The sequence below is a fragment of the Planococcus lenghuensis genome, assembly GCF_001999905.1.
GTDB lineage: Bacteria > Bacillota > Bacilli > Bacillales_A > Planococcaceae > Indiicoccus > Indiicoccus lenghuensis.
The window spans coordinates 1,579,694-1,602,252 of the sequence record NZ_CP019640.1 but is presented as its reverse complement, the minus strand read 5'-3'; the positions used below and the strand labels follow the sequence as shown (position 1 = coordinate 1,602,252).

Here is a 22,559-nt window from a genome sequence, read left to right as displayed (position 1 = left end):
GACTGCGAAATTCAACAGGATGACGGTATGCAGCAAGACGAACAGTAACCCTTGCCGGTTCAGCCGCTTCATTGCACGCTGATCCATCTCATCACCTCCCGCTTTCACTTTCATTGTACAGAATATTCTTTCATATTTCAAGCTGGTTACGGCTGCATCACTTGCTCTCACTGCGTTTCGATTAGGATGAAAACAGGTATACTTTAATTAATATATGCTTTTTGTTTTCATATTTCATAAAGGAGATGAACAGCGTGGAGTTCATTCTTTATCTTATCGTGGGCGGCATTATTGGTTGGCTGGCCGGTCTGATTCTCGGAAAAGACATCCCGGGCGGCGTGATCGGCAATATCCTTGCCGGTATCATCGGCGCTTGGATCGGCGGCGCCATCTTTGGAGACTGGGGACCCGAAATTTGGGGTGTTTATGTGATTCCCGCTCTGATCGGTGCATTGATTCTGGTCTTTATTGTAAGTCTGGTTCTCGGGTCAATGGGTAACCGCCGCAGAAGCCGCACTTGATGAAAAGCGTGACCGGTTAAAACAGACGTAAAAGCACAAACCAAAACGGCCGCCGGTTCAGTTTGAACCGGCGGCCGTTTTCAATAGGTTGAGCAAATTTTTTTTGTTATTAGGCAAACCATGAGTTTGCACGACGGAAGACGTCGCGAATCCGCAGCCGCTTCGCGTGCTCCTGCACAAGCTCATCCAGCTTGCACTCCTGGCATCCATATTTCAAGCCGGACCCAGCGGCATTCAGTTTCCAGTCAGCTGCTGTTCATACTTTTCATAGAATGACAGCACTTTCCGGACATATTCATCACTGTGATTATAGTTGAAAACCGCCCTCTCCAGGTCTCCCTCTGCGGCTCCATTTGCTGCAAGATAATTGGCGGCGCTGTACATGGCATCCGTCAGATTAAACGGATCGGCAATGCCGTCCCCGTCTCCATCGACTCCATATCCGCCATATTGGTGAATAACAGCCGGATCCGTCTTTTCCCCGTCTTCGATTGCGCCTTCACCGAGACCGCCGCAAGTCGGATGGCTCCAGCCCACGAACGTACAGGGCATGAATTGCATATGGCCCTCTGCCCCTACTGGTGATATGAGCGGGTCCATCTTTGAAAAGCGGGTTTCCACCCGGTGATGGGCAGCGAGCAACGTCCATGGGATCCCGTAAGCATCCGCCGCTTCTTTATACAGCGGGATATTTGCTTCCGGTACCGGCACATCGAACAATTGCTGGGTGCGTTCTTCAATCACCTGAGGAAATTCCAGCTCCTCGGCATAGACGACCACCAGCAGGGTCAGGAAGACGAATGTAACGGGAGCGAGAAGTCCCGCGACCCAGACTCTCGTCCAGTTCATCCGTCTCTGTTGTTTGTTCTTTTTCATTTCACACCACCGACTATTCTTTGTTAGTTTCAGTCTATCATACCGCTGTCAAATTCCGCTGTTTTCAGCTTTCCCGTCCGGTACAATAAGGAACGGGAGGTGCATCTGCATGTGGGATGATTTTAAAAAATTTGCGGTAAGAGGGAATGTTCTCGACTTGGCCATCGCTGTCGTTATCGGTGCCGCTTTCAGCAAAATCGTGACGTCGCTCGTCGAAGACCTGATTGTGCCGCTCACTGGTATTCTGCTCGGCGGGTATAGTGTAGCCGACTGGGCTTACCGGTTCGGCGAAGCGGAAGACGCAGCACTGCGCTATGGAGAATTCTTTCAAGCCATCATTGATTTCTTCATAGTCACGTTTTCAATTTTCCTGGTCATCCGGCTGTTCAGCAAATTCAAACGCAAAGAAGAAGAGCCGCAGGAAGCCGGTAAAGAAGAACCTGCCGTTCTTGATACGAAAGAAGAACTTCTCACAGAAATCCGCGATTTACTGGCAAAGCAAAAACCCGGTGTTTAACCGGGTTTTCAGCTCTGTTCTTCAATCAGTGTTTCCAAATCCGCCGCAATCATATCGACGGGTACGTCCTGATAGCCGTTATAGTCCTTCACGACTGTTCCTTCCCCGTTCACAAGATAAAATGTCGTGCCATGAACCACCTGGTCGCTGTTCGGATCATTCTGGACAAGTGTCTTAAATGACTCAGCCCCGAGTGCCTTCACTTCTTCCTGTGAATAACCAGTCAATAGATGCCATTTAGACTCGTCGGGCACCGGGTAATTCGATAAATATTCCTGCAGCTGTTCCGGGGTGTCATTTTCCGGATCCACGCTGAATGCGACAATTTTATAGTCTTCAATCCCTTTTGCTTCCAATTCTCCTTGGATATCTGTCAGGTTGAATGTCATCGGCGGACAGACCGTCTCGCAGCTCGTAAAAATGAAAGCGGCAAGCCAAGGTGTTCCTTCCAGGCTGTCGAGCGATACTTCCTCCCCGCGCTGATCCATATAAGAGAAATCCTGCACTTCCCAGTTCATCTCCGCTTCCAATGCACTGTTCGAACAGCCGGCGATCAAAATCGCCCCGCTCATCCCAAATGTTTGCATCAGCCGTTTCATGCGCGTCTCCTCCACTCTGTTGCTCATTTCATCTTAGCGGATAGACTTTACCTGCACAACTCCCTGCCGGCGGCCTTTGTCACAGTTTTGTGACGTCACAGCGCCTTCAGACCGAGCAATGCATCGTGGATTGCCTGAAGTTTCGTTTCCACCCGGTGCATCAGATAAAATGATACAAAAATCGGAAAACCCACTTCCTGGACAAGCCGCATCCATTCTTCCATTTTGTACACCTCCTGTTCATAAAAAGCCCTCCGGTTTTCCGGAGGGCTTGCATTCATTAAATCTCGTAATCCTGAATATTGCGTTCGACGATCCGGGCACCTTTCGCCACCGCAAAAGGGGAACCTTCCACAGCAAAGACACCGAGTGCAATAATCGAATCCATGCCGGTTTTCAATTCAGCTGCCGTCAGATCCTCCCTGGGCGCTTCCACCGAGAAGGTCACTTCTTTTCCGAGTGCTGATTCAAAGCTCAGTTCCAGCGTTTTAGCCATCAATTACTTCTCCTCTCCGCTTACGCGTAAATGTTATGTGTTGTCTGTTTTTCCACTGAAATCAGCGGTTTCGTGCCAAATCCGGCCAGTACTTGTGCGGACTGGGACATCCCTTCCGGTGTTGCTGTGTCACTTGCATTGCGGTACGCTTTCACTTTCTTTTTCGGCTTGCCGTTCGCATCCAATCCGTCGTCAAGTGTCAGACGGAGGATGGCATCGTTGAATTCGATTACTGCCATGCTGCTCACCTCCTCTCACCCGCTATATAGAAATCCGATGAGAAGAGGGATACATTTTTAATGAATTTTCTTTGATTAGCTCTTATAATGAAAAAAGAGACGAAACGAGGTGAACACCGTGGTATTAGAAGGACCGTTTCTTTGGTTTATCCTGTTTTGGACGGTTGTGCTGATCACTTCATTTGCCATCGGCGGTTTTTTCATGTTCCGGAAATTCCTGAAGAAGATGCCGAAGCAGGATGGCCGTTCGGACATGGACTGGGAAGAATATTATGTGGACCAGACGGTGCATTTATGGGGTGAAGATGACAAGCAATTGCTGAATGAGCTTGTGCAGCCGGTTCCGGATCTGTTCCGTCCGGTCGCCAAGCAGAAAATCGCCGGCCGGATCGGTCAACTTGTCCTGGCTGAAAAAGCAAAAGCGGTGGAGCATGAACACATTATTCGCGGCTATATTCTGGCCACCCCCAAGCGGGATCATAAATTCCTGCGCAAAAAGCTCAATGAAATGCAGATCGATGCCGCACCATACGAAGACTATTTCCAAAAATAAAAGCGCTGCCCGTTAATCCGGGACAGCGCTTTTTGTTTCATTTTCCAGTTTTTTATATTTCCACAGCATGGCGATCCGCCACGGCAGAATCATGCCGAATGCCAAAATCCAAAACATGCCGCTCAGCTCGCCCACATCGACTGATGTGCCAATAATCGATTTGATGATCAGCCGCAGCACGAGCAGCCCAATCAGAATAAAAACAAAGGCCTTGGACTGCTTCATATAAATTTTATCACCGCGCACTTCAAAACTCGATGTCCAGATCAGCACAGTCGAAAACAGCATGCCGACCGCGAATGCTTCAAGCACCTGAAGCGGTTCTACCCGAAAAAAAGGAAAAACAAACATGAGCGCTCCCGTCGACATAAACAGCGGCGGTAAGATGATTTTTTTAGCCGTGACCGGATACTTCGCTGCTTTTGAACGGACGACAACCAGCAGAGTACCCATGAACAATGCGATGACGGTTGTCGCAATCAGCATCAATTCCGGCGATATACGTTCAAGCATCGCGATCCTCCTCAGGCAAAACTGCCAATGCGATTAAACGAGGCAGTTGCCTCTTCCATAATACCACCGTGACTACAATCCCTGGAACCCGCCGAAAAATGGGCTCATGACACGGATCAGGTAAGTCATGCCATCAAAAAACAGCAGGACGCCGACCGCGATCATGACACTTCCGCCTACTTTCATGATGGTTCTGCTTCTTCTGCGAACCCAATCCATCCGGGTGATAAAAAACGACAGAACGAAAAATGGAATGGCAAATCCCAACACATAGGCAAGCATATACCATACACCGGCCCCGGGATTGGTTGCGGCCAGTCCATAGACAGCGCCGGTGATCGGGCCTGTGCACGGCGTCCAGCCTGCTGCAAAGGCGATTCCGATGATAAATGTACCGAAGTAGCCGGATGGCCGGTTCTGAAATGTGATTTTCTTATCTTTCATTAGAAAGCTCGGTGTGAATATCCCCAAAATAACAAGACCGAAAAACACGATGAAAATCGCGCCGACCTGGCGGATCACATCATCATAAATGATGAACCAATCACTGAAGAGCGATGTGCTAAAACCGAGTGCGATGAAAATTGCTGAAAAGCCAAGCAGAAAGAAAATCGTATGCAAAATCGCCCGCTGCTGCATCATGCCGCGCTCGTTTTTCAGTTCATTGACACTCATGCCGGTAATATAAGATAAAAAGGCTGGATACAGCGGCAGACAGCAAGGGGAGATGAAACTTAAAAACCCTGCGCCGAACGCTAAAAATAAAGATAACTCCGCAGTCAACACCGTCACTCCCTCTAATTTCCTCTCCCCATCGTACCAAACTTCAAGTCAAAAAGAAGGATGTCTGATTGTGAAATCTTTTTGACAGATACCAGAGATATTGCCATTCTAGGGCTGTTCGACAAGACTATTCTGAAGCAGGTACATTTTATGATACAGACCGCGGGCTGCCAGCAGTTCCTGGTGAGTCCCGCGTTCAATGACTTCACCATGGTGCAGCACTAAAATCAGTTCAGCATCCTGAATGGTGGATAAACGGTGAGCGATCGCAATCGTCGTCCGGCCTTGCCGCATCCGGGCCAAGCTCGTCTGGATGGCAACTTCTGTTTCCGTATCGATATTGGCCGTCGCTTCGTCCAGGACCAGAATGCGCGGATCAGCTGCGACGGTGCGGGCGAACGCCAGAAGCTGTCGCTGACCGCTTGAGAATGTCGACCCCCGCTCGGTCACTTTCTGTTCATAACCATGCGGCAGCATTTGGATGAATGCGTCCGCCTGCACGAACTCAGCCGCTGCCCGGACTTCTTCATCCGTCATCGTCTCATTATGCAGCCGGATATTGCTGTCAATCGTACCATAGAATAAGAACGGATCCTGCAGGACAAGTCCCATCTTCTTTCGGAGTTCCTCGTTCGGATAAGCTTTGACCGAACGTCCGTCAATCCGGATATCACCGCGCTCATACTCATAGAACCGCATCAGCAGGTTAATGATGGAGCTTTTGCCGCTTCCGGTATGGCCGACAAGTGCAACCGTTTCTCCCGGATTCGCCGTGAAGGATATATTTTTCAGCACGTCGTTTTTCCCATCATAAGAAAATGTTACGTTATCGAATTCAATGCGGCCTGCTGTAATTTCCGCCTTCGTTTCCTGCTGTGCCGGTTCTGTGTCCTCTTCATCAAGCACTGTAAACACGCGGGATGCGGCCACAATCGCCTGCTGAAAAACAGACAGCCTTCGCATAACTTGGTTGACCGGTTCAAAAAAGCGGTCGATATAGGTGACGAACGCATAAACGGTACCGACTTCCACTGTATTCGAGAATGATGTAACGCCGAAATAACTCAGCAGCAGAATAATTGCACCTGCATAAATCAGATCAATCGCCGGATGCAGCATCAGGCTGTCCATCCGGATATTTCGCCGGCCCGCTTTGTAATGCTGTTCGTTAATCTGCTCGAATTCGTCCTGCAGCCGGTCCTCCTGACGGAATGCCTGGATCATCGACATACCTTGGAGCGATTCCGAGAGCTTGGCATTCAATTGGCTGAGCCGTTCCCGCAGATCCTGATAAAACACCGAACTGTGTTTACGGTATGCAGTGATGATCCACACGATGATCGGAGCCAACAGCAGGACGAGCAATGCAAGGCGCCAGTTCAGCAACAGCATGGCGATGTACACGCCGACGACGAGAAAAGCGCTTTGCACGAATCCGACAAGCACGCCGACAAACATTTCCTTGATTGCTTCCGTGTCATTCGTCACACGGGACACCGTACTGCCAGCCGGTGTTCTGTCGAAATACCTCATCCCAAGACTATGCACTTTACTGAACACATCAATCCGCAGCTCTCGGATGACTGCCAATGCCACTTCCTGGAATTTCAGGAGCTGAAAATAACTGACGAATACATTCATAATCTGAATCGCGGCATAGGCGGCGGCCAGGCTTATAATGGCATCGGTCGGAAAGAAGCCGGGTGTCAAGTATTGATCGATAAACCGCTTAATGATAAGCGGCCCGAGCACATCGCCTGCTACGGTCAGCGCGAGCAGAAGAAGCGCGAGTGCCAGTACTTTTTTATGCGGTTTCAAATAAGTGAGCAGGCGCTTGAATACATTCCATTGATCTTTGCCCGATAATTTCGGCTGCTGCTCCATTACATTGTGCCTCCTTGTTCGACGAGCGCCTCCAACTGCTGCAAGTCGTACATTTCCCGGTAGCGACCATCCAGTGCCATCAATTCGTCATGCGTACCGGCTTCCGTAATTCGGCCTTCATGCATGACGATGATCTGATGAGCATGCTGGATGGCGCTCAGCCGGTGGGACGTGATGATCGTCGTCTCCCCGGTCCGTGCCGCTTTCAAAGATTCCAGAATGGCTTCCTCGGTTTTTGCATCCACAGCCGACAGGGAATCATCCAGAATCAGCAGTTCCGGTGAAGTCAGCAATGCCCGGGCGATGGAAATCCGTTGTTTCTGGCCGCCCGATAACGATACGCCTCTTTCACCGACGACTGTTTGATACCCTTCAGCAAACTGAAGAATATCCTCATGGATGTGCGCGAGCCGCGCTGCCTGTTCCACTTCAGCATCGGTTGCCTCCGGACGGGCAAAAGCGATATTGTTGCGGATATCCATCGAAAACAGAAAATGATCTTGCGGCACATAACCGATCGCTTCCCGGAGTTTCTGGCGTCTGAAATCGCCAATCGGAATGCCGCCGAATGTAATGGTTCCCCTGTATCCTTCAAATTCGCGGAGCAGGAGCCGGAGAATCGCCGTTTTCCCTGAACCGGTCTTCCCGACAATACCGAGTGTTTCCCCGCGCTGAAGTGTGAAGTGAACATCGTTTAACACCGGTTCTTCGTGATCCTCAAACCGGAATTCCTCTACTTGAAATGCAATGTCCCCTTCCGGCTGTGAATCCAGCGCTTTTTCTTTATCGGTAATATCCGCCGGTACTGCCAGCAGGGACCGGATCCGGTCGTATGAAGCACGGCCGCGTTCCACGATATTAAACAACCAGCCGAACGCAAGCATCGGCCATACAAGCAAGCCGAGATATGTCGTGAACGCAATCAGATCACCGACTGTCATGTCGCTGTTCACGACGAAATAAGCCCCGAATCCGATGGACAGCATGTAACAGATTCCAATGATCGCAGAAATAGTCGGATCAAACAGTGAGTCGATTTTTGCAACCCGGACATTTTTCTCGACCACGTCCGCTGACTTGCGCTTAAAATCTGCGATATCTTCTCCGCTTTGTCCGAATGTCTTTAACACTTTCATACCGGACACGCTTTCCTGCGTTTTGTCATTCAGATCCGAAAATGCTTCCTGAGCGCCATGGAACCGTTCGTGAAGGAGCCGACCATACCAGCTTGTCAGGATAATCATGACCGGGAACGGCAGAATCACGATCAAGGTCAGCTTCCAATTGATTGTAATAGCCATCGCAGCAATGACAAACCCGCCGGTGACAATCGAGTCGACCAGTGTCAGCACACCCGCACTCGCAGTCTGCTGAACTGCCTGCAAATCGTTCGTGGCATGTGCCATGAGATCGCCGACCCGCCGTTTCTGATAAAATGCCGGTGACATCTGGGTGAAATGATGGTACAGGTCCCGCCGTAAATTCCTTGCCAGCACGAGCGATGAACCAAATATCATCTGACGCCACCAATAGCGCAGCACATACATACCTGCCGCTGCCGCTGCCAGAATGCCAAGCCAGCTGATCAGAAACGAAGAAGTCAGGGATCCGGCACTGATTTCATCGACGACAAACCCGATGATTTTCGGCGGCAAGAGCTGCAGCAATGCGACAAGCAGCAGCATGATGACACCGATGATATACTGCTTTTTTCGTTCTTTAAAAAACCAGCTTAAATCCAAGAACACGCGCATATGCTATCTCCTTGTTTCAAAGTTTCTCAACCTGTCTATTTTAGCAAATGACCGACAGCAAGTCCTTGTTTATTATTTTTTTATTGTTGAATTTTATTTTCTTTTGTAATTTCCTACTATTAAAAATGACGACCCGGAAGCAAACCAAAAAGAGCCGGACATTTCTCTGCAATAGAGAAATGTTCGGCTCTGTCTTTTCAGGCACCCGTTAAATTGGCTTTCGCTTGCTCAAGCTGTCGGCGAACTTGTTCGAATCCTGTACCGCCAGCGGAATTTCGTCTCGCCACGGCATTCTCTGGTGCGAGGGCTTCATAAATATCCGTCCCGAACAGCGGACTTGCTTCCTGCAGTTCGGAAAGCGGCAGGTCTTTCAAGTAAATTCCCCGCTGAATGCACGTAAAGACCAAGCGGCCCGTCACATCATGCGCTTCGCGGAACGGCATCCCTTTTGCCGCCAGATAATCCGCGAGCTCGGTCGCATTCGAAAAATCCGAATGGACGGCTGCTGTCAGCCGTTCAGTCTGCACGGTCATCGTGCTGACCATCCCTTCGAAAATCCGCAATGAGCCCTTCAGTGTTTCCACCGTATCGAACATGCCTTCCTTGTCTTCCTGCATGTCCTTATTATAGGCAAGCGGCAGCCCTTTTAATATTGTTAGCAACCCGATCAAATTGCCGTAAACGCGGCCGGTCTTCCCGCGGATCAATTCCGCCATATCCGGATTCTTCTTCTGCGGCATAATGCTCGATCCGGTTGAAAAGGCATCATCCAGTTCAATGAACCGGAATTCTTCGCTCGACCATAAGATGATCTCTTCGGCCAGACGCGACAAATGCATCATGAGAATTGAAGCATCAGACAGGAATTCCAGGATGAAATCCCGATCGCTCACCGCGTCAATGCTGTTCGGATAAATGTCCGAGAAGCCGAGCAGTTCAGCCGACAGCTCCCGGTCGATCGGGAATGTCGTCCCGGCCATCGCGCCGGCCCCAAGGGGCGATACGTCGATGCGCTTCAGTGATTCCGTCAAACGTTCCCGGTCGCGCTGAAGCATCCAGAAATACGCCATCAGATGATGGGCGAATGAAACGGGCTGGGCCCGTTGAAGATGCGTATATCCCGGTGCCAGTGTTTCCACATGCTGCTCAGCCTGGCTGATCAGCGCTTCCTGGAAGCCGCCGATCAATTCAGTGATTTCCTGCACGTTGCGTTTCAAATACAAATGCATATCTGTCGCGACTTGATCATTCCGGCTCCGGGCGGTATGCAGCTTGCCGCCGACCGGTCCGACATCATCAATCAGGTGCTTCTCCAAATTCAGGTGGATATCTTCCTGTGCCGCTGAATAAGCAAGATCACCGGCTGCCGCTTTTTCTTGCAGCCGGCTGAGTCCCGCCCGGATCACTTGCGCATCTTCCTGCGATAATATCTTGCATTGTTCAAGCATCGTTACGTGCGCGATGCTTCCTTCAATATCTTCTGCGGCGAGCTTTTGGTCAAACGAAATGGAGGCGCCGAATTCATCCACCCATTCCTCTGCCGACTTCTGAAAACGCCCGCCCCACAGTTTTTTGGTCATGCTTTCACCTTTTCCTTGGCATGAACGCTTGAATGGACGACAGTCGGCAGTCCCCATAATTCAATGAATCCAGGCGCTGATTCGTGATTGAACGCATCACCTGCAGAATACGTCGCCAAGTTTTCGTCGTACAGGGAATTCGGTGATTTGCGGCCTTCCACGATGGCATGGCCTTTAAACAGCTTCACGCGGACTGTTCCGTTCACGTATTGCTGGGTTTCATCGAGGAACGCTGTCAATGCGGGAGTGAGCGCGGAGAACCACAGTCCCTCATAAATCAATTCCGTCAATTTTTTCTCGATTACCGGCTTGAAATGCGCCAGCTCTTTAACGAGCGTCAAATCTTCCAGTTCCTTATGGGCCGTGAGAAGTGTGATTGCCCCCGGGCACTCATAAATTTCACGGGATTTGATGCCGATGAGGCGGTTCTCGACGTGATCGATACGCCCGACACCATGTTTGCCGGCAACCCCATTCAATGCGCCAATCAGATCAGCAAGCTTATATGGAATGCCATTGAGCGAAACCGGTACGCCTTTTTCAAATCCGATCTCTACGACATCCGGCACATCCGGCGTTTCTTCCAGCGGCACTGTCAGCGCGTAAGCTTCAGCAGGCGGTGCAATCCAAGGATTTTCAAGAATCCCGCATTCATTGGAACGGCCCCATAGATTCATATCAATCGAGAACGGGCTATCCAGGTTTATCGGAATCGGGATATCATGTTCTTTTGCATAATTGATTTCTTCATCACGCGTCCAGCCCCATTCACGCACCGGTGCCAACACTTCAAGTGATGGATTCAGCGCTTTAACGGAAACTTCAAAGCGAACCTGGTCGTTCCCTTTCCCTGTGCAGCCATGCGCGACCGCATCCGCTTTGTATTCTTCTGCGATTTCCACAAGTTTCTTAGAGATGAGCGGACGGGACAGCGCAGACACAAGCGGATACTTGCCTTCATATAAAGCGTGCGACTGCAGTGCGGTGAGCGCAAACTGTTCAGCGAATTCGTCTTTCGCATCCACCATCAGGCTCTCAGAAGCGCCGATCGTTAACGCCTTCTGCTTGATGGCCGCCAAGTCTTTTCCTTCACCAACATCCAGACAGACAGCAATGACCTCATATCCTTTTTCCACAAGCCACGGAATTGCAACGGATGTATCCAAGCCGCCCGAATAGGCCAGCACTACTTTCTTTTTCATAAACAAACACTCCTTTGAATTTTTATTCATATTTAATCAATGAAAGGAGTATAACACGGCATAATTAATGATTCAACCGAATAAGCATGCATATTTAAAAAAACTTTTTGAATGCCCTTTCATTAAAAACCTCAAAAAAAAGAATGGAATATTGGTATTCCATCCTTTTGCTTGTCAGCTTCCCATTGCTTATTCAGCTGTATCTGTTTCCGTCTCGGTTTCCGCTTCTGTTCCAGCTTCTTCTTCTGCAGAAATCGCTTCTCCGTCAATCGTATACTCGTGCGTTTCAAGATTGATCCGGACTTCGGCTATTTTGCCATTCTCAAAATTGGTGAACAGGAAGCCGATCTCATCTTCCCGGACGATCGGCTGACCGAGAATGGCAAGTCGTGCCAGTTCTTCGCCTTGAATGAACGCTTCAAGGGCGGCAGCCTGTCTGGCAGACTCTTCATCTTCGAGAATCGTGATGGTTCCAGCTTCCGCTTCAAGCGGGAACTGACCGCTCGGCGTGCCTTCATATTCTACAAGCACTTTCTGTCCGGCCGCAATCTGGTTCAATGCCGATTCAGTCACTTCAGATCCGTCGTCTGCAAACACTTCGGTTTCTTCCCCGACGGAAAAGAAAACGTTATTCACGAGGAATCCTTCTGCGGTCACTTGTGTTACAAAGCCTTCTTCTTCAAAAGCCTGCAGTTCTTCATCCGGCTCCACAGTAGTCTCTTCTTCGACCGTCTCTTCTTCTTCCACCGCTTCTTCGACTGGTTCCTCTTCAGGTGCAGCCTCTTCGACTACTTCTTCTTCTGTTACCACTTCTTCTTCGACTGTTTCCTCTTCAGGTGCAGTTTCATCTGCACAGGCCGACAGGAATAACGCAGTGATTGCGATCAATGTCCATTTTTTCATCGGTCATCCTCCTTTTCATTTTTTATCAAAAAACCGCCTTCCGAACCGTTCTGAAAGCCGTGGCAGCAATTGATGAAGCTTCGCGCCTGCACCTGAGAGCCGCGGAAGATTGACTTCCCTTACCGGTTGTTCCAATACACTGACGATTTTACGGGCAACTGTTTCAGGTTTCAAGAGAAAACGGCCTGCGCTCTGCCGGTAACGGCCGGTAGTATCCGCCAAATCGAGAAATCCCGTATCCACCGGCCCGGTGTTGACTACCGTCACCACTGCGCGTCCTTCCGTCTCCATCCGCACTGCGCTTGCATAGCCGAGCAGCGCATGTTTGCTCGCAGCATACACCGATGCTTTCGGTGTTGCCACCTTGCCGGCCAGCGACGCGATATAAATCAAATGAATTCCGGGATTCGTTTTCAGCAGATGACCGGTCATCGTCATAACTGACAGCACATTCACTTCAAACGTGTCCCGCATCTCTTCTTCGGCCTGGGTTTCGGCATACTGAAAAAAACCGATGCCCGCTCCGAACACAACCGCATCAAGTACCGGCAGGCTGGCAAGGAGCCGGTCTGTGTCCCGGCTGTGCCGGAAATCCGCCTGGATGGTCTCTGCTCCGGCTGCCGCCAATTGCCCCAATTCCGTTTCACTGCGGCCAGCTGCAATGACCCGGTGGCCAGCTGCCAGAAGCTGCAATGCCAGCGCTTTCCCGATTCCACCGGTGGCGCCTGTCACGAGCACGGTTTTACGCCCGGGCATACCACAGTACTCCCCGGTCATCCGTCTGTTCGGTAATAAGCCCGTCTTCGAGCAGATAATCAAGCTGGCCGATTGTTTCAGACAAAGTCAGTCCCAATTCTTTTTCATATTTTCGGGGGAACAAGCGCTTCGCAAGTTCATATGTCGTCGCTTTTTCATCTGCCAGCATGCCATACACTTTCATAGCCCGCTCGTGCTGATTCACCAGGCGGGCAGCGATCAATTCGTGAATATTCCGGACATCGATTCCATGTCCGCTGTAGACAATATTGACCGGCATTTCAAGCAGGCGCTTCAGCACGCTGTTATATTGAATCAGCGATTTCGGCCGGCCGTCTTCCGGGTCAAGCGGCGGTTCGATAAGCGGATTGGAAGATACTGTCGCCAGCACATTATCCCCGCCGATCAATTCCCCGGACACGGGGTTCCAGAATGCCAAATGGCTTTGCGCATGGCCGGGTGTCTCCATGACAAGCCATTCGGGATGGCCCGGCAGCTGATCCTCTTCTTTTAGATATCCGTCGAGGGGTTTGCTGCCGATCAGCTGAACCGGCCGTTTCATCTTCTCCACCCAATGCATTGCTTCACCCGGCACGCCTTCCTCGTGCAGCCGGTCGCTGTAAAATGCATCATGATACTGAAGAAACGCTTCATCGCGCTTCAGCCAAGCATCATTATAAATGTGACCGTATAGCCGGGCATCAGGGAATCCATCCACCCAGCCTGCATGGTCCGGATGATGATGCGTCAGAACCACCTGCTCCACGTCTTCTGTACGGAATCCTGCCTGTTCTATTCCCTTTTTCAAAGCCTTCCATGCATCCGGGGTTTTCGGCCCGGCATCCACAAGGGTCAGCATATCCCCTTCCATCAGATAGGAATTGACATCTCCAACTGCGAACGGCGTCGGGATCACGATTTTATGTATAGGCATACTGCTCATCCTCTCAAAATGAATGCTTATTCACTCAGTGTACAGTGCCGGCCGCCGTTTGACAAACACAGCTATTCCCCGTATAATCCTTTTGACTATATAAGGCACTGAAAAAGACCAGTACGGACGATGAAGGTGCACAGAGAACGGCCCGCAGCTGAGAAAGCCGTCTCCTATCATGTCCCGAACCTGCTTTTGAGCCGCCATGGAAACATGGCCGACTGTCCGCGTTAAGGGCTTTTGAGCGTGTCCCGCTGCGGACAAATTCAGGTGGTACCGCGGAAACAAAGCGTTTTCGTCCTTGAAGGGTTATTCAAGGATGGAACCGCTTTTTATTTTGAAGGAGTGAAAAAGATGAAAATTGTATGCGTAGGTGCAGGATCGATGGCCGAAGCCATGATCAACGGCTGGATCCGGAAGCGGATTTTACGGCCGGGCGATATTGCGGTCATGAACAAGTCAGATGAAGATCGGCTGGATTATCTTACACACGAATATGGCGTGAGGCAAGTGAATGACGAAATGAGCATGCTCGAAGAAGCGCCGTTCATCCTTTTAGCCGTCAAACCGAAAGATGTAAAAGTCGCGCTGTCTGCGGTCCGGGAATTCATCCGGCCGGATGCGGTTATTCTATCGGTCGTTGCCGGTGTATCGATCGATTCCATTCAGGAAGCAGCCGGCAATATTGCCGTGGCCCGCACGATGCCGAATACATCGGCACACGTCGGGAAGTCGGCGACAGGGGTCGTCTGGAGCAAAGCGGTTACAAAAGAACAGCAGTACGAGATCCGGGACCTGCTCAATTCCATCGGGAGTGTGACCGTTGTTCCTGAAGACAAACTGCACGGCGTAACCGGAATCGCCGGCAGCGGGCCTGCTTACCTGTATCTGATGGCAGAAGCGATGGTGGAAGCGGGAATGGAAAGCGGCCTTGAACATGCCGATGCGATGCGGCTCGTCCGGCAGACATTCCTCGGTGCTGCCGATATGATGCAGCATGACGACTTCAGCGTGCTCCGCAAGAGAATCACGAGTCCGAACGGCACAACAGCTGCGGGATTGAACGCCCTGATTGAAAACGGTTTTAAAGAGACCGTCCATGAAGGTGTCCGCAGTGCCGTGGCCCGCTCGAAAGAACTTGGCCAGGAATATAATTAATGAACGCTCAGAAGGCAGCTAAACAGCTGCCTTCTGTTTTTTTATCGTTTGCTTTTTTGTCCGGGGCTGCAAAAAACCGCACCTGTCAGCTACATGGTATCAGAATCAATCAGGCATTTTTACTGCGTCGCCGTGAAAGAACTGTCTATAATAGAATCGGAATATTTGCTGCGTCCTGCAGGTTTCATTCCATAAAATCACAGAAGCGTCTGCACAGTCAGAGGAGGAAAACAGAATGGTAAAATTATTTGAACCGTATACAATCCGGAACGTCACATTCAAAAACCGCATCGTGATGGCACCGATGTGCATGTATGAAGTATTTGAAGAAGATGGGATCGTCACCGACTGGCATCGCATCCATTACGCGACACGCGCCGTCGGCCAAGCGGGACTCGTCATCCTGGAAGCGACCGCTGTTCAGCCGGAAGGCCGGATTTCTTCACAGGATCTCGGCATCTGGGCCGATGAACATATCGAAGGCCTGGCTGATGTTGTGCGCCTTGTTCAGGCACACGGCGCCAAAGCCGGAATCCAGCTTGCCCACGCCGGCCGCAAGGCAACAGTCGATGGCACAATCCATGCACCGAGTGCTGAAGCATTCAGCGATAATTATAAAACACCGGCTGCAATGACGGCCGATGACATTAAAGCAACAATCGAGGCATTTAAAAAAGCAGCTGTGCGTTCAGAGAAAGCCGGTTTTGATGTGATTGAACTGCATGCGGCCCACGGCTACCTGATCAATCAATTCCTGTCCCCACTCACGAACAAGCGGAAGGATGATTACGGCGGAAGTGCTGAAAACCGTTACCGCTTCCTCCGGGAAGTCACGGATGCAGTCCGTTCAGTGTGGGACGGGGTGCTGTTCGTCCGGATTTCCGCATCGGACTGGACAGAAGGCGGCATGACTCCGGAGGATTATGTACAGATGACCAAATGGATGAAAGAACAGGGTGTTGACCTGATCGATGTATCCTCCGGCGCTGTAGTACCTGCGAAAATCGATGCGTACCCGGGTTACCAGGTGCCATTCTCCGAGACCATCAAGCACGGCACACCGATTGCCACCGGGGCTGTCGGCCTGATCACAGAACCGGTCCAGGCCGAGGAAATCCTGAAAAACGACCGGGCGGATCTCATCTTCCTTGCCCGGGAACTGCTGCGGGATCCGTACTGGCCGAACCGGGCAGCAAAAGAATTGAAGGCGGACATCGACGTACCTGTGCCATATGTGCGCGGCTGGTCGTGACGTAAAAAAAGCTGGTTCCCCCAAAAGGAACCAGCTTTTTTATTCATCCGGAAGCAGCCGGTCTTTATTCCAGTAAAATTCCCGGAAATCTTCCGCGATATACACCGGGTTGAATACAGATCCCGCTTCCCCAAGGAGCTCCCTATGATCGCTGGGCAAAAACCGGGCACTCAGGTGGTTAATGATCAGGGCTTTAGCGCCTGCCTGCCGGGCGGTTTCGGCTGCTTCTTTCACCGTCGAATGACCGTAGTCCCGGGCCAGGTCCGCTGTTGTCTGATCGAATGTCCCTTCATGGACGAGAACATCTGCATTCCGGGCGAGCTTCACAGCCGCTTCGGTATACCGGGTATCGCCGAGGATCGCAACAGTAAATCCGTCCTTGCCCGGAGCTGTCACTTCTGCGCTTCTGATGATCACTCCATTTTCAAGTGTTACATCCTCCCCGTTCTTCAGCCGGCCGAGAAGCGGCCCTTTCGGCACACCCAGTTCGCGGGCTTTCTCTGCAAGCAGCACAGGCGGCAGCGGCTTCTGACGGATCCGGTAGCCATAGCATGGAATCACATGTTCCAACAGATGCGCTTCCACCGAAAACATATCGTCTTCAAAGACCACTCCGTCCTCCGCTTCCACGAACTCCAGCGGATAAGACAGATGCGTCCGGCTGAGCCGGAGCGTCGCAAGCACCCACTCCTCAAGCCCTTTGGGTCCGTATAGTGTCAGCGGTTCACTGCCGCCAAGAAATGACCGGGAGCCGAGCAGCCCGGGCAGTCCAAAGATATGATCCCCATGCATATGGGTGATGAAGATCTTTTCTATTTTCCTGGGCTTCAGGGTCGTCCGGAGAATCTGATGCTGGGTCGCTTCCCCGCAGTCAAAGAGCCAGACCGCTCCTCGCTCCTCGAGCAGTTTCATCGCAAGTGCGCTCGTATTGCGTTCTTTCGACGGCATGCCGCCGCCGGTGCCTAAAAACAGTAATTGCATAGTTTTTTACTTCCTCTCATGATCATCCAGAAAATCCTTACTGAAACTTGTCTCCGATCCTGTTGCCGGCCGTTTATGTGCCGTTCCTTTTCGGAGCATCTTTTTGCCGAATTTCGCTTCAAGGCTGGTCATGACATCTAGGATCGGCTCGTCTTTTGCATGCTTTTCATAATCAAAAAGCGACAGCTGTTCCGTCGCGCTCTGCTTCTCTGTCACATTAGATATAGTAACGCCGAGCAAACGAAGCGGTTCTCCATCCCAATGGCGGTCGAACAGCGAAATCGCTTCTTTTGCGATGGCCTCTTCCGCATAAACAAGATTTCTGAGTGTGACGCTGCGCGTCCGGTTTTGCCAGTCGGCCGTGCGCATATGAACTGTAACGGTCGGACCGGCCAGTTCTTTGGCATCGAGCCGGCGGGCCACGGTCCGGCTGAGTGACCGGAGTGTTTCATGAAGCCGGGCATCCTCCGTTTCATCCATCGGCAGTGTTGTCGACGCGCCGATACTTTTCGTATCATAGACGGATTCCGGATCAACGTCCCGTCCGTCGATGCCGTTCGCCCGTTTCCGGAGCCGGGTGCCGTACTTGCCGAGCTTCTCTTTAATCTGTCCTTCATTGGCCCCGGCCAGATCGCCGATGGTTTTAATGCGCAGCTCATTCAATTTCCGGGCAGTGCTTTCACCGACGCCGTGCATTTCAATGACCTCAAGCGGCCACAGCTTTTCTTCGATATCCCGCTTTCTGAGGACTGTGATGCCCATTGGTTTTTTCATATCCGACGCTGTCTTTGCCAAAAATTTATTAGGAGCGATGCCGATGGAGCAGGGGAGGTCGAGCTCAGACTTGATGCGCTGCTGGATTTCTTCCGCGATTCCAATCGCATGGCGGGTTTGCGCCAATTCCGTGATATCGAGATATCCTTCATCAATCGATACCGGTTCAACAAACGGGGTGTAAGAACGCAGCAAATCGAAGATCGCTTTGGAGGCAGCCCGATACCGGTCAAAATTCGGCGGCAAAATCAACAGTTCGGGATATTTGCGCTTTGCTTCAAACACCGGCATCGTCGTATAGATGCCATGGGCCCGCGCCTCATAGGAACACGTTACGATGATTCCCCGGCGTTCTTTCGGATTTCCGGCTATCGCGAGCGCTTTTCCCTTTAGGGAGGGATCATGGGATTGCTCGACCGAAGCATAAAAACTGTTCATATCGATATGGAAAATCACCCGTCCCGCCATGCTAATCGCTCCAATGCAGTGTTTTCTTCAGTGTACCAAATTTTTGTTTTTCTATATACTTCAGCGCTATTCCACCCAACACAAAAAGGGGCTGTCCGAAAAGGTCAAAAGATTCGTTGACGGCACCTCTCGGCCCGGGATGGGGAAACCGGACGCTTTCCGCGGACGGACGTCCGAGCCACCGCCGCTCATGCTTCACGGCGAGGGTCTCGGCCACCCGTTCTTCCGCCGGAGTCGCCGGTTTCCTGTCCATCCCGGCTTAAGAGACAGGGGCAGATCAGAAAAACGCGTATCTCACCGTTTCAGTGAATGGGATCAGCAAATAGTAGATTAAAAAGGGCGGGAAGAGGATTGGAACCCTCTTCCCGCCTTTATACATTTTTTATTATGGTTGTCTCTTTCACTGGCCTGGCACGGAACAGCGGAAGCCAGCGAACAGCAGCGGCAAAGCCGTTGCCGCTGCTATTTGCGACGAGCTTGCGCAGGAGCAAGCGAGTGTTTACGCAGCAGAAGCCGTTCCGTTATGGAAGAACATCTGGGCAAGATAAGTCTAAGGGCTTTTTGGACAGCCTCATTCAGAATATCTCTTATTCAGCTGCCGCTTTTACAACTTCCACAAGCAGATCCGCCAGTTTTTCAAGTTCTTTCACCGGCATGCGTTCATTTTTTGTATGGATTTCTTCATAGCCGACGCATAAATTGACAGTCGGGATGCCGAACCCGGCAATGATGTTGGCGTCACTCCCGCCGCCGCTCGTCAGGATCGGTGACGGACGGCCGATCGCCGCCGCCGCCTGTTTCGCCACTTCCACAACCCGGGCGCCTTCTTCAAAGCGGAAACCCGGGTACATGAGCTGCACATCCGTTTCAGCCCGGCCGCCGAATTTTTCGGCCGCTTCGCTGAACGCCTGCACTATATGGTCCGTTTGCTTATTCAGTTTGTCCGGATTGATCGAACGGGCCTCGGACAGTACGTATGCTTCCTCACAAACGATATTCGTTGCCTGACCGCCTTCAAACCGGCCGATATTTGCGGTCGTTTCCTCATCGATGCGTCCGAGTTTCATCGCTGAAATCCCTTTGGCTGCCAGCGTGATGGCCGATACACCTTTTTCCGGTGCCACACCGGCATGAGCGGTTTTGCCGTAAATTGTTGTGTGAAGCTTCGCCTGATACGGCGCAGCCGTCACAATGCCGCCGACTTTGCCGTCACTGTCCACGGCGTAGCCATACTCAGCTTCCACGAGCGACCGGTCCAGTTCTCTTGCACCGGCGAGGCCGCTTTCCTCCCCCGCTGTGATGACGAACTGAATTTTCCCATGATCGATCTTCTGCTCTTTAAGCACACGGGCCATTTCAAATAACGCGGCAATCCCCGCTTTGTCATCCGCACCCAGAATCGTTGTGCCGTCCGTCACCACATAACCGTCTTTCACCGAGGGCTTCACGCCTTTTCCTGGTACGACTGTGTCCATGTGGACGGTGAAATAGATTGAATCCGCTTCATCTTTCGTCGCCGCAAGCGTTGCGATCAAGTTGCCGGATGCGTGCCCGTTTCGGGACGCCGCGTCGTCTTCCGTTACATCAAATCCGAGATCTGCCAGTTTCTTCTGCAGGACGGCTGAAATTTCCGCCTCCTGTTTTGTTTCCGAATCGATTTGGACCAGCTCCAGAAATTCCTGGAGCAACCGTTCTTTATTCATCCTGTCACCTCATTAAGTCTGGTTAAAAATTTCCTTATAATGGAATATTGCCGTGTTTTTTGAATGGCCGGCTCTCTTTTTTATTGCGCATCATCTCCAGCCCCTGGATCAGTTTGATCCGGGTGTCGCGCGGATCGATGACATCATCCACCATGCCTCGGGATGCTGCGACATAGGGATTGGCGAACTTCTCCCGATACTCTTCGATTTTCTGGGCCCGGGTTTCTTCCGGGTTATCGCTTTTTTGGATATCCCGGGCAAAAATGATATTCGCCGCCCCGTTCGGCCCCATGACGGCGATTTCCGCATTCGGCCAAGCGAACACGAGATCCGCCCCGATTGATTTCGAGTTCAGTGCGACATACGCACCACCATAGGCTTTGCGCGTGATCACCGTCATCTTCGGAACCGTCGCTTCCGAATACGCGTACAGGATTTTTGCGCCGTGGCGGATAATGCCGCCATGTTCCTGCTTGATGCCCGGGAAAAAACCGGTGACATCTTCAAATGTGATAATCGGCACATTGAATGAATCACAGAAGCGGATGAAGCGGGCCGCCTTATCCGATGAATCAATATCCAGACCGCCGGCCATCACTTTTGGCTGGTTGCACACCAATCCGACCGTTTCACCTTTGATGCGGGCGAAACCGACAACAATATTGCGGGCAAATTCCTTCTGCACTTCCATGAAGGAATCGGCATCGGCCACTTCCCGGATCACGTTGCGCACATCATACGGTCGCGTCGCTTCATATGGCACGAGATCCGCTAGATCCGGCCGGTAATCATCGGTCTGTCCGCCGTCGAGCCGCGGCGGTTTTTCTTCATTGTTCTGTGGCAAGTAGCTGATTAGCTGCCGCACCTGCTCCAAAGCTTCTTCTTCTGTTTCCGCCCGGAAATGCGCATTGCCACTGATGGCGTTATGTACTTTGGAACCACCCAGATCTTCGGATGAAATCTTCTCGCCTGTGACCGTTTCAATCACTTTCGGACCGGTGATGAACATCTGGCTCGTTTTATCGACCATGAACACGAAATCCGTGATGGCCGGTGAATACACCGCTCCGCCCGCACACGGCCCCATAATAACCGAAATTTGCGGCATGACACCGGAATAAATCGCATTGCGGTAAAAAATGTGGCCATAGCCATCAAGTGACAGGACGCCTTCCTGGATACGGGCGCCGCCCGAGTCATTCAAGCCGATGAACGGAGCGCCATTTTTCGCAGCCAGATCCATGACATTGGCAATTTTTTGCGCATGCATTTCACCAAGCGCACCGCCGAATACGGTAAAGTCCTGTGAGAACAAATAGATGGGCCGGCCATCCACCTTCCCGTAACCGGTCACGACACCTTCACCCGGTCCTTCGCCCATTCCGAAGTCTGTCGTCCGGTGCTCGACGAATGGACTGAGTTCGACAAATGATCCTTCATCCACCAGTAAATCGATCCGTTCCCGGGCTGTCAGTTTGCCTTTTTCATGCTGTTTGTCAATCCGGTCGCTGCCGCCGCCGAGTTCGATTTTCGTTTTACGGTCATACAATTCATTGATCTTTTCGTAAATGTCCATTACCGTTTCTCCTTTTCGCCGCTTTTTTCACATAATTCGTAAAGGACGCCTTTTGAGGATTTCGGGTGAAGAAATGCAACAAGCGCACCGCCTGCCCCTTTTTTCGGCACCTCATTCAATAGCTGAACCCCGTTGCCGCGCAATTCTTCCATCCGGCTGTCAATATCATTGACCCCGAAGGCGATATGATGCACACCTTCCCCTTTTTTCTCAATGAATTTGTAAATCGCACTTGTTTCACTCATGGGTTCCAGCAGTTCAAGTTTAACATTGCCTGCATCGATGAAGGCTACCCGCACTTGCTCGGATTCCACTTCTTCAATCTTCAGCAGCGGACAGCCGAACGTATCCGTATAATAGGAAACTGCTTCGTCCAGGTTTTTTACAGCAATGCCGATATGATCAACACGTTCCATTTCCCTTCCACCTCCTGCTGTTCTCTCTTTTCATTGTACTGATTCAATGTGCAATTCGCCACTCCGCTTTTAACTTCCTCCCGTTATGTGGTATGATTTTGTCAGGAATCGAACGTAAAGG

General features: G+C 51.3%; 24 protein-coding genes and 1 other annotated feature. Of the genes, 5 read left to right on the top strand and 19 right to left on the bottom strand.

Going from position 1 to position 22,559, the window contains the following annotated elements; all coding sequences use genetic code 11:
- Positions 1–254: 254 nt before the first annotated feature.
- Positions 255–521, top strand: a complete 267-nt coding sequence (locus B0X71_RS08150; RefSeq protein ID WP_077588950.1) for a GlsB/YeaQ/YmgE family stress response membrane protein — start codon at positions 255–257, stop codon at positions 519–521.
- A gap of 234 nt (positions 522–755) precedes the next feature.
- On the opposite strand, the gene B0X71_RS08145 is transcribed toward B0X71_RS08150, so the two are convergent.
- Positions 756–1,397 (bottom strand): lytic transglycosylase domain-containing protein, encoded by a 642-nt coding sequence (locus B0X71_RS08145; protein WP_077588949.1) that lies wholly within the window; start codon positions 1,395–1,397, stop codon positions 756–758.
- Positions 1,398–1,506: 109 nt separating this feature from the next.
- Here B0X71_RS08145 and mscL point away from each other — a divergent pair, with 109 nt between their 5' ends.
- Complete coding sequence (gene mscL / locus B0X71_RS08140; protein ID WP_077588948.1) at positions 1,507–1,914, top strand: large conductance mechanosensitive channel protein MscL; 408 nt, start codon at positions 1,507–1,509, stop codon at positions 1,912–1,914.
- An 8-nt stretch (positions 1,915–1,922) separates the two neighbouring features.
- Here the strand turns inward: mscL and B0X71_RS08135 are convergent, their stop codons facing one another.
- The 4 genes from B0X71_RS08135 to B0X71_RS08120 all read right to left on the bottom strand — a co-directional run bounded on the left by B0X71_RS08135 (position 1,923) and on the right by B0X71_RS08120 (position 3,248).
- Positions 1,923–2,513 (bottom strand): SCO family protein, encoded by a 591-nt coding sequence (locus B0X71_RS08135; RefSeq protein WP_077588947.1) that lies wholly within the window; start codon positions 2,511–2,513, stop codon positions 1,923–1,925.
- A 95-nt stretch (positions 2,514–2,608) separates the two neighbouring features.
- Entirely contained in the window at positions 2,609–2,737 is a 129-nt protein-coding gene (locus tag B0X71_RS08130; RefSeq protein ID WP_077588946.1) for a YvrJ family protein, read from the bottom strand.
- Between the two features lie 56 nt (positions 2,738–2,793).
- The gene (locus B0X71_RS08125; RefSeq protein WP_077588945.1) at positions 2,794–3,009 is read right to left on the bottom strand and encodes a DUF2922 domain-containing protein; all 216 of its coding nucleotides are present in this window, start codon (positions 3,007–3,009) and stop codon (positions 2,794–2,796) included.
- A gap of 20 nt (positions 3,010–3,029) precedes the next feature.
- Positions 3,030–3,248: a DUF1659 domain-containing protein gene (locus B0X71_RS08120; protein WP_077588944.1), complete on the bottom strand. Its 219-nt coding sequence runs from the start codon at positions 3,246–3,248 to the stop codon at positions 3,030–3,032.
- A 118-nt stretch (positions 3,249–3,366) separates the two neighbouring features.
- Between B0X71_RS08120 and B0X71_RS08115 the strand changes: the two genes are divergently transcribed.
- Positions 3,367–3,801 carry a DUF2621 family protein gene (locus tag B0X71_RS08115; RefSeq protein WP_077590945.1) on the top strand — a complete coding sequence of 145 codons (435 nt, stop codon included), beginning with the start codon at positions 3,367–3,369 and terminating at the stop codon, positions 3,799–3,801.
- A gap of 12 nt (positions 3,802–3,813) precedes the next feature.
- Here B0X71_RS08115 and B0X71_RS08110 read toward each other — a convergent pair whose 3' ends face one another.
- The 9 genes from B0X71_RS08110 to B0X71_RS08070 form a co-directional block, all read right to left on the bottom strand.
- Entirely contained in the window at positions 3,814–4,290 is a 477-nt protein-coding gene (locus B0X71_RS08110) for a CcdC family protein (RefSeq protein ID WP_232336844.1), read from the bottom strand.
- A 96-nt stretch (positions 4,291–4,386) separates the two neighbouring features.
- Positions 4,387–5,097: a cytochrome c biogenesis CcdA family protein gene (locus tag B0X71_RS08105; protein WP_077590944.1), complete on the bottom strand. Its 711-nt coding sequence runs from the start codon at positions 5,095–5,097 to the stop codon at positions 4,387–4,389.
- A 108-nt stretch (positions 5,098–5,205) separates the two neighbouring features.
- Positions 5,206–6,981, bottom strand: coding sequence for an ABC transporter ATP-binding protein (locus B0X71_RS08100; RefSeq protein ID WP_077588942.1), 1,776 nt, complete (start codon positions 6,979–6,981; stop codon positions 5,206–5,208).
- The gene (locus B0X71_RS08095; protein WP_077588941.1) at positions 6,981–8,735 is read right to left on the bottom strand and encodes an ABC transporter ATP-binding protein; all 1,755 of its coding nucleotides are present in this window, start codon (positions 8,733–8,735) and stop codon (positions 6,981–6,983) included. The genes B0X71_RS08100 and B0X71_RS08095 overlap by 1 nt, the downstream gene beginning before the upstream one ends.
- 197 nt (positions 8,736–8,932) lie before the next feature.
- The gene (gene argH / locus B0X71_RS08090) at positions 8,933–10,315 is read right to left on the bottom strand and encodes an argininosuccinate lyase (protein ID WP_077588940.1); all 1,383 of its coding nucleotides are present in this window, start codon (positions 10,313–10,315) and stop codon (positions 8,933–8,935) included.
- The gene (locus tag B0X71_RS08085; protein WP_269750103.1) at positions 10,312–11,523 is read right to left on the bottom strand and encodes an argininosuccinate synthase; all 1,212 of its coding nucleotides are present in this window, start codon (positions 11,521–11,523) and stop codon (positions 10,312–10,314) included. The genes argH and B0X71_RS08085 overlap by 4 nt, the downstream gene beginning before the upstream one ends.
- A 183-nt stretch (positions 11,524–11,706) precedes the next feature.
- Positions 11,707–12,420 carry a hypothetical protein gene (locus tag B0X71_RS08080; protein WP_198038707.1) on the bottom strand — a complete coding sequence of 238 codons (714 nt, stop codon included), beginning with the start codon at positions 12,418–12,420 and terminating at the stop codon, positions 11,707–11,709.
- Positions 12,421–12,435: 15 nt separating this feature from the next.
- Positions 12,436–13,176, bottom strand: a complete 741-nt coding sequence (locus tag B0X71_RS08075; RefSeq protein ID WP_198038706.1) for an SDR family NAD(P)-dependent oxidoreductase — start codon at positions 13,174–13,176, stop codon at positions 12,436–12,438.
- The gene (locus tag B0X71_RS08070; protein ID WP_077588937.1) at positions 13,163–14,110 is read right to left on the bottom strand and encodes an MBL fold metallo-hydrolase; all 948 of its coding nucleotides are present in this window, start codon (positions 14,108–14,110) and stop codon (positions 13,163–13,165) included. The genes B0X71_RS08075 and B0X71_RS08070 overlap by 14 nt, the downstream gene beginning before the upstream one ends.
- A 98-nt stretch (positions 14,111–14,208) precedes the next feature.
- Positions 14,209–14,416: a binding site (T-box leader), on the top strand.
- Between the two features lie 48 nt (positions 14,417–14,464).
- On the opposite strand from B0X71_RS08070, the gene proC reads away from it, so the two are divergent.
- Both proC and namA read left to right on the top strand, forming a co-directional pair.
- Positions 14,465–15,268, top strand: coding sequence for a pyrroline-5-carboxylate reductase (gene proC, locus B0X71_RS08065; protein WP_077590943.1), 804 nt, complete (start codon positions 14,465–14,467; stop codon positions 15,266–15,268).
- 235 nt (positions 15,269–15,503) lie between these two features.
- A complete protein-coding gene (namA, locus tag B0X71_RS08055; RefSeq protein ID WP_077588935.1) occupies positions 15,504–16,520 on the top strand; it encodes an NADPH dehydrogenase NamA in 1,017 nt (338 codons plus the stop codon).
- A gap of 39 nt (positions 16,521–16,559) precedes the next feature.
- Here the strand turns inward: namA and rnz are convergent, their stop codons facing one another.
- The 5 genes from rnz to mce all read right to left on the bottom strand — a co-directional run bounded on the left by rnz (position 16,560) and on the right by mce (position 22,438).
- Complete coding sequence (rnz, locus tag B0X71_RS08050; protein ID WP_077588934.1) at positions 16,560–17,501, bottom strand: ribonuclease Z; 942 nt, start codon at positions 17,499–17,501, stop codon at positions 16,560–16,562.
- Between the two features lie 6 nt (positions 17,502–17,507).
- Positions 17,508–18,743 carry a DNA polymerase IV gene (locus B0X71_RS08045; protein WP_077588933.1) on the bottom strand — a complete coding sequence of 412 codons (1,236 nt, stop codon included), beginning with the start codon at positions 18,741–18,743 and terminating at the stop codon, positions 17,508–17,510.
- 587 nt (positions 18,744–19,330) lie between these two features.
- Complete coding sequence (locus tag B0X71_RS08035; protein ID WP_077588931.1) at positions 19,331–20,446, bottom strand: M20/M25/M40 family metallo-hydrolase; 1,116 nt, start codon at positions 20,444–20,446, stop codon at positions 19,331–19,333.
- 34 nt (positions 20,447–20,480) lie between these two features.
- Complete coding sequence (locus B0X71_RS08030) at positions 20,481–22,022, bottom strand: acyl-CoA carboxylase subunit beta (RefSeq protein WP_077588930.1); 1,542 nt, start codon at positions 22,020–22,022, stop codon at positions 20,481–20,483.
- A complete protein-coding gene (gene mce, locus B0X71_RS08025; RefSeq protein ID WP_077588929.1) occupies positions 22,022–22,438 on the bottom strand; it encodes a methylmalonyl-CoA epimerase in 417 nt (138 codons plus the stop codon). Before mce ends, B0X71_RS08030 begins: the two co-directional genes overlap by 1 nt.
- Positions 22,439–22,559 lie beyond the last annotated feature (121 nt).

Bases quoted from the DNA above. Each gene is read 5' to 3' on its own strand.
- B0X71_RS08145 (WP_077588949.1), bottom strand. From the start codon at position 1,397: ATGAAAAAGAACAAACAACAGAGACGGATGAACTGGACGAGAGTCTGG.
- mscL (WP_077588948.1), top strand. From the start codon at position 1,507: ATGTGGGATGATTTTAAAAAATTTGCGGTAAGAGGGAATGTTCTCGAC.
- B0X71_RS08135 (WP_077588947.1), bottom strand. From the start codon at position 2,513: ATGAAACGGCTGATGCAAACATTTGGGATGAGCGGGGCGATTTTGATC.
- B0X71_RS08130 (WP_077588946.1), bottom strand. From the start codon at position 2,737: ATGGAAGAATGGATGCGGCTTGTCCAGGAAGTGGGTTTTCCGATTTTT.
- B0X71_RS08125 (WP_077588945.1), bottom strand. From the start codon at position 3,009: ATGGCTAAAACGCTGGAACTGAGCTTTGAATCAGCACTCGGAAAAGAA.
- B0X71_RS08120 (WP_077588944.1), bottom strand. From the start codon at position 3,248: ATGGCAGTAATCGAATTCAACGATGCCATCCTCCGTCTGACACTTGAC.
- B0X71_RS08100 (WP_077588942.1), bottom strand. From the start codon at position 6,981: ATGGAGCAGCAGCCGAAATTATCGGGCAAAGATCAATGGAATGTATTC.
- B0X71_RS08095 (WP_077588941.1), bottom strand. From the start codon at position 8,735: ATGCGCGTGTTCTTGGATTTAAGCTGGTTTTTTAAAGAACGAAAAAAG.
- argH (WP_077588940.1), bottom strand. From the start codon at position 10,315: ATGACCAAAAAACTGTGGGGCGGGCGTTTTCAGAAGTCGGCAGAGGAA.
- B0X71_RS08080 (WP_198038707.1), bottom strand. From the start codon at position 12,420: ATGAAAAAATGGACATTGATCGCAATCACTGCGTTATTCCTGTCGGCC.
- B0X71_RS08075 (WP_198038706.1), bottom strand. From the start codon at position 13,176: ATGCCCGGGCGTAAAACCGTGCTCGTGACAGGCGCCACCGGTGGAATC.
- B0X71_RS08070 (WP_077588937.1), bottom strand. From the start codon at position 14,110: ATGCCTATACATAAAATCGTGATCCCGACGCCGTTCGCAGTTGGAGAT.
- proC (WP_077590943.1), top strand. From the start codon at position 14,465: ATGAAAATTGTATGCGTAGGTGCAGGATCGATGGCCGAAGCCATGATC.
- namA (WP_077588935.1), top strand. From the start codon at position 15,504: ATGGTAAAATTATTTGAACCGTATACAATCCGGAACGTCACATTCAAA.
- rnz (WP_077588934.1), bottom strand. From the start codon at position 17,501: ATGCAATTACTGTTTTTAGGCACCGGCGGCGGCATGCCGTCGAAAGAA.
- B0X71_RS08045 (WP_077588933.1), bottom strand. From the start codon at position 18,743: ATGGCGGGACGGGTGATTTTCCATATCGATATGAACAGTTTTTATGCT.
- B0X71_RS08035 (WP_077588931.1), bottom strand. From the start codon at position 20,446: ATGAATAAAGAACGGTTGCTCCAGGAATTTCTGGAGCTGGTCCAAATC.
- B0X71_RS08030 (WP_077588930.1), bottom strand. From the start codon at position 22,022: ATGGACATTTACGAAAAGATCAATGAATTGTATGACCGTAAAACGAAA.
- mce (WP_077588929.1), bottom strand. From the start codon at position 22,438: ATGGAACGTGTTGATCATATCGGCATTGCTGTAAAAAACCTGGACGAA.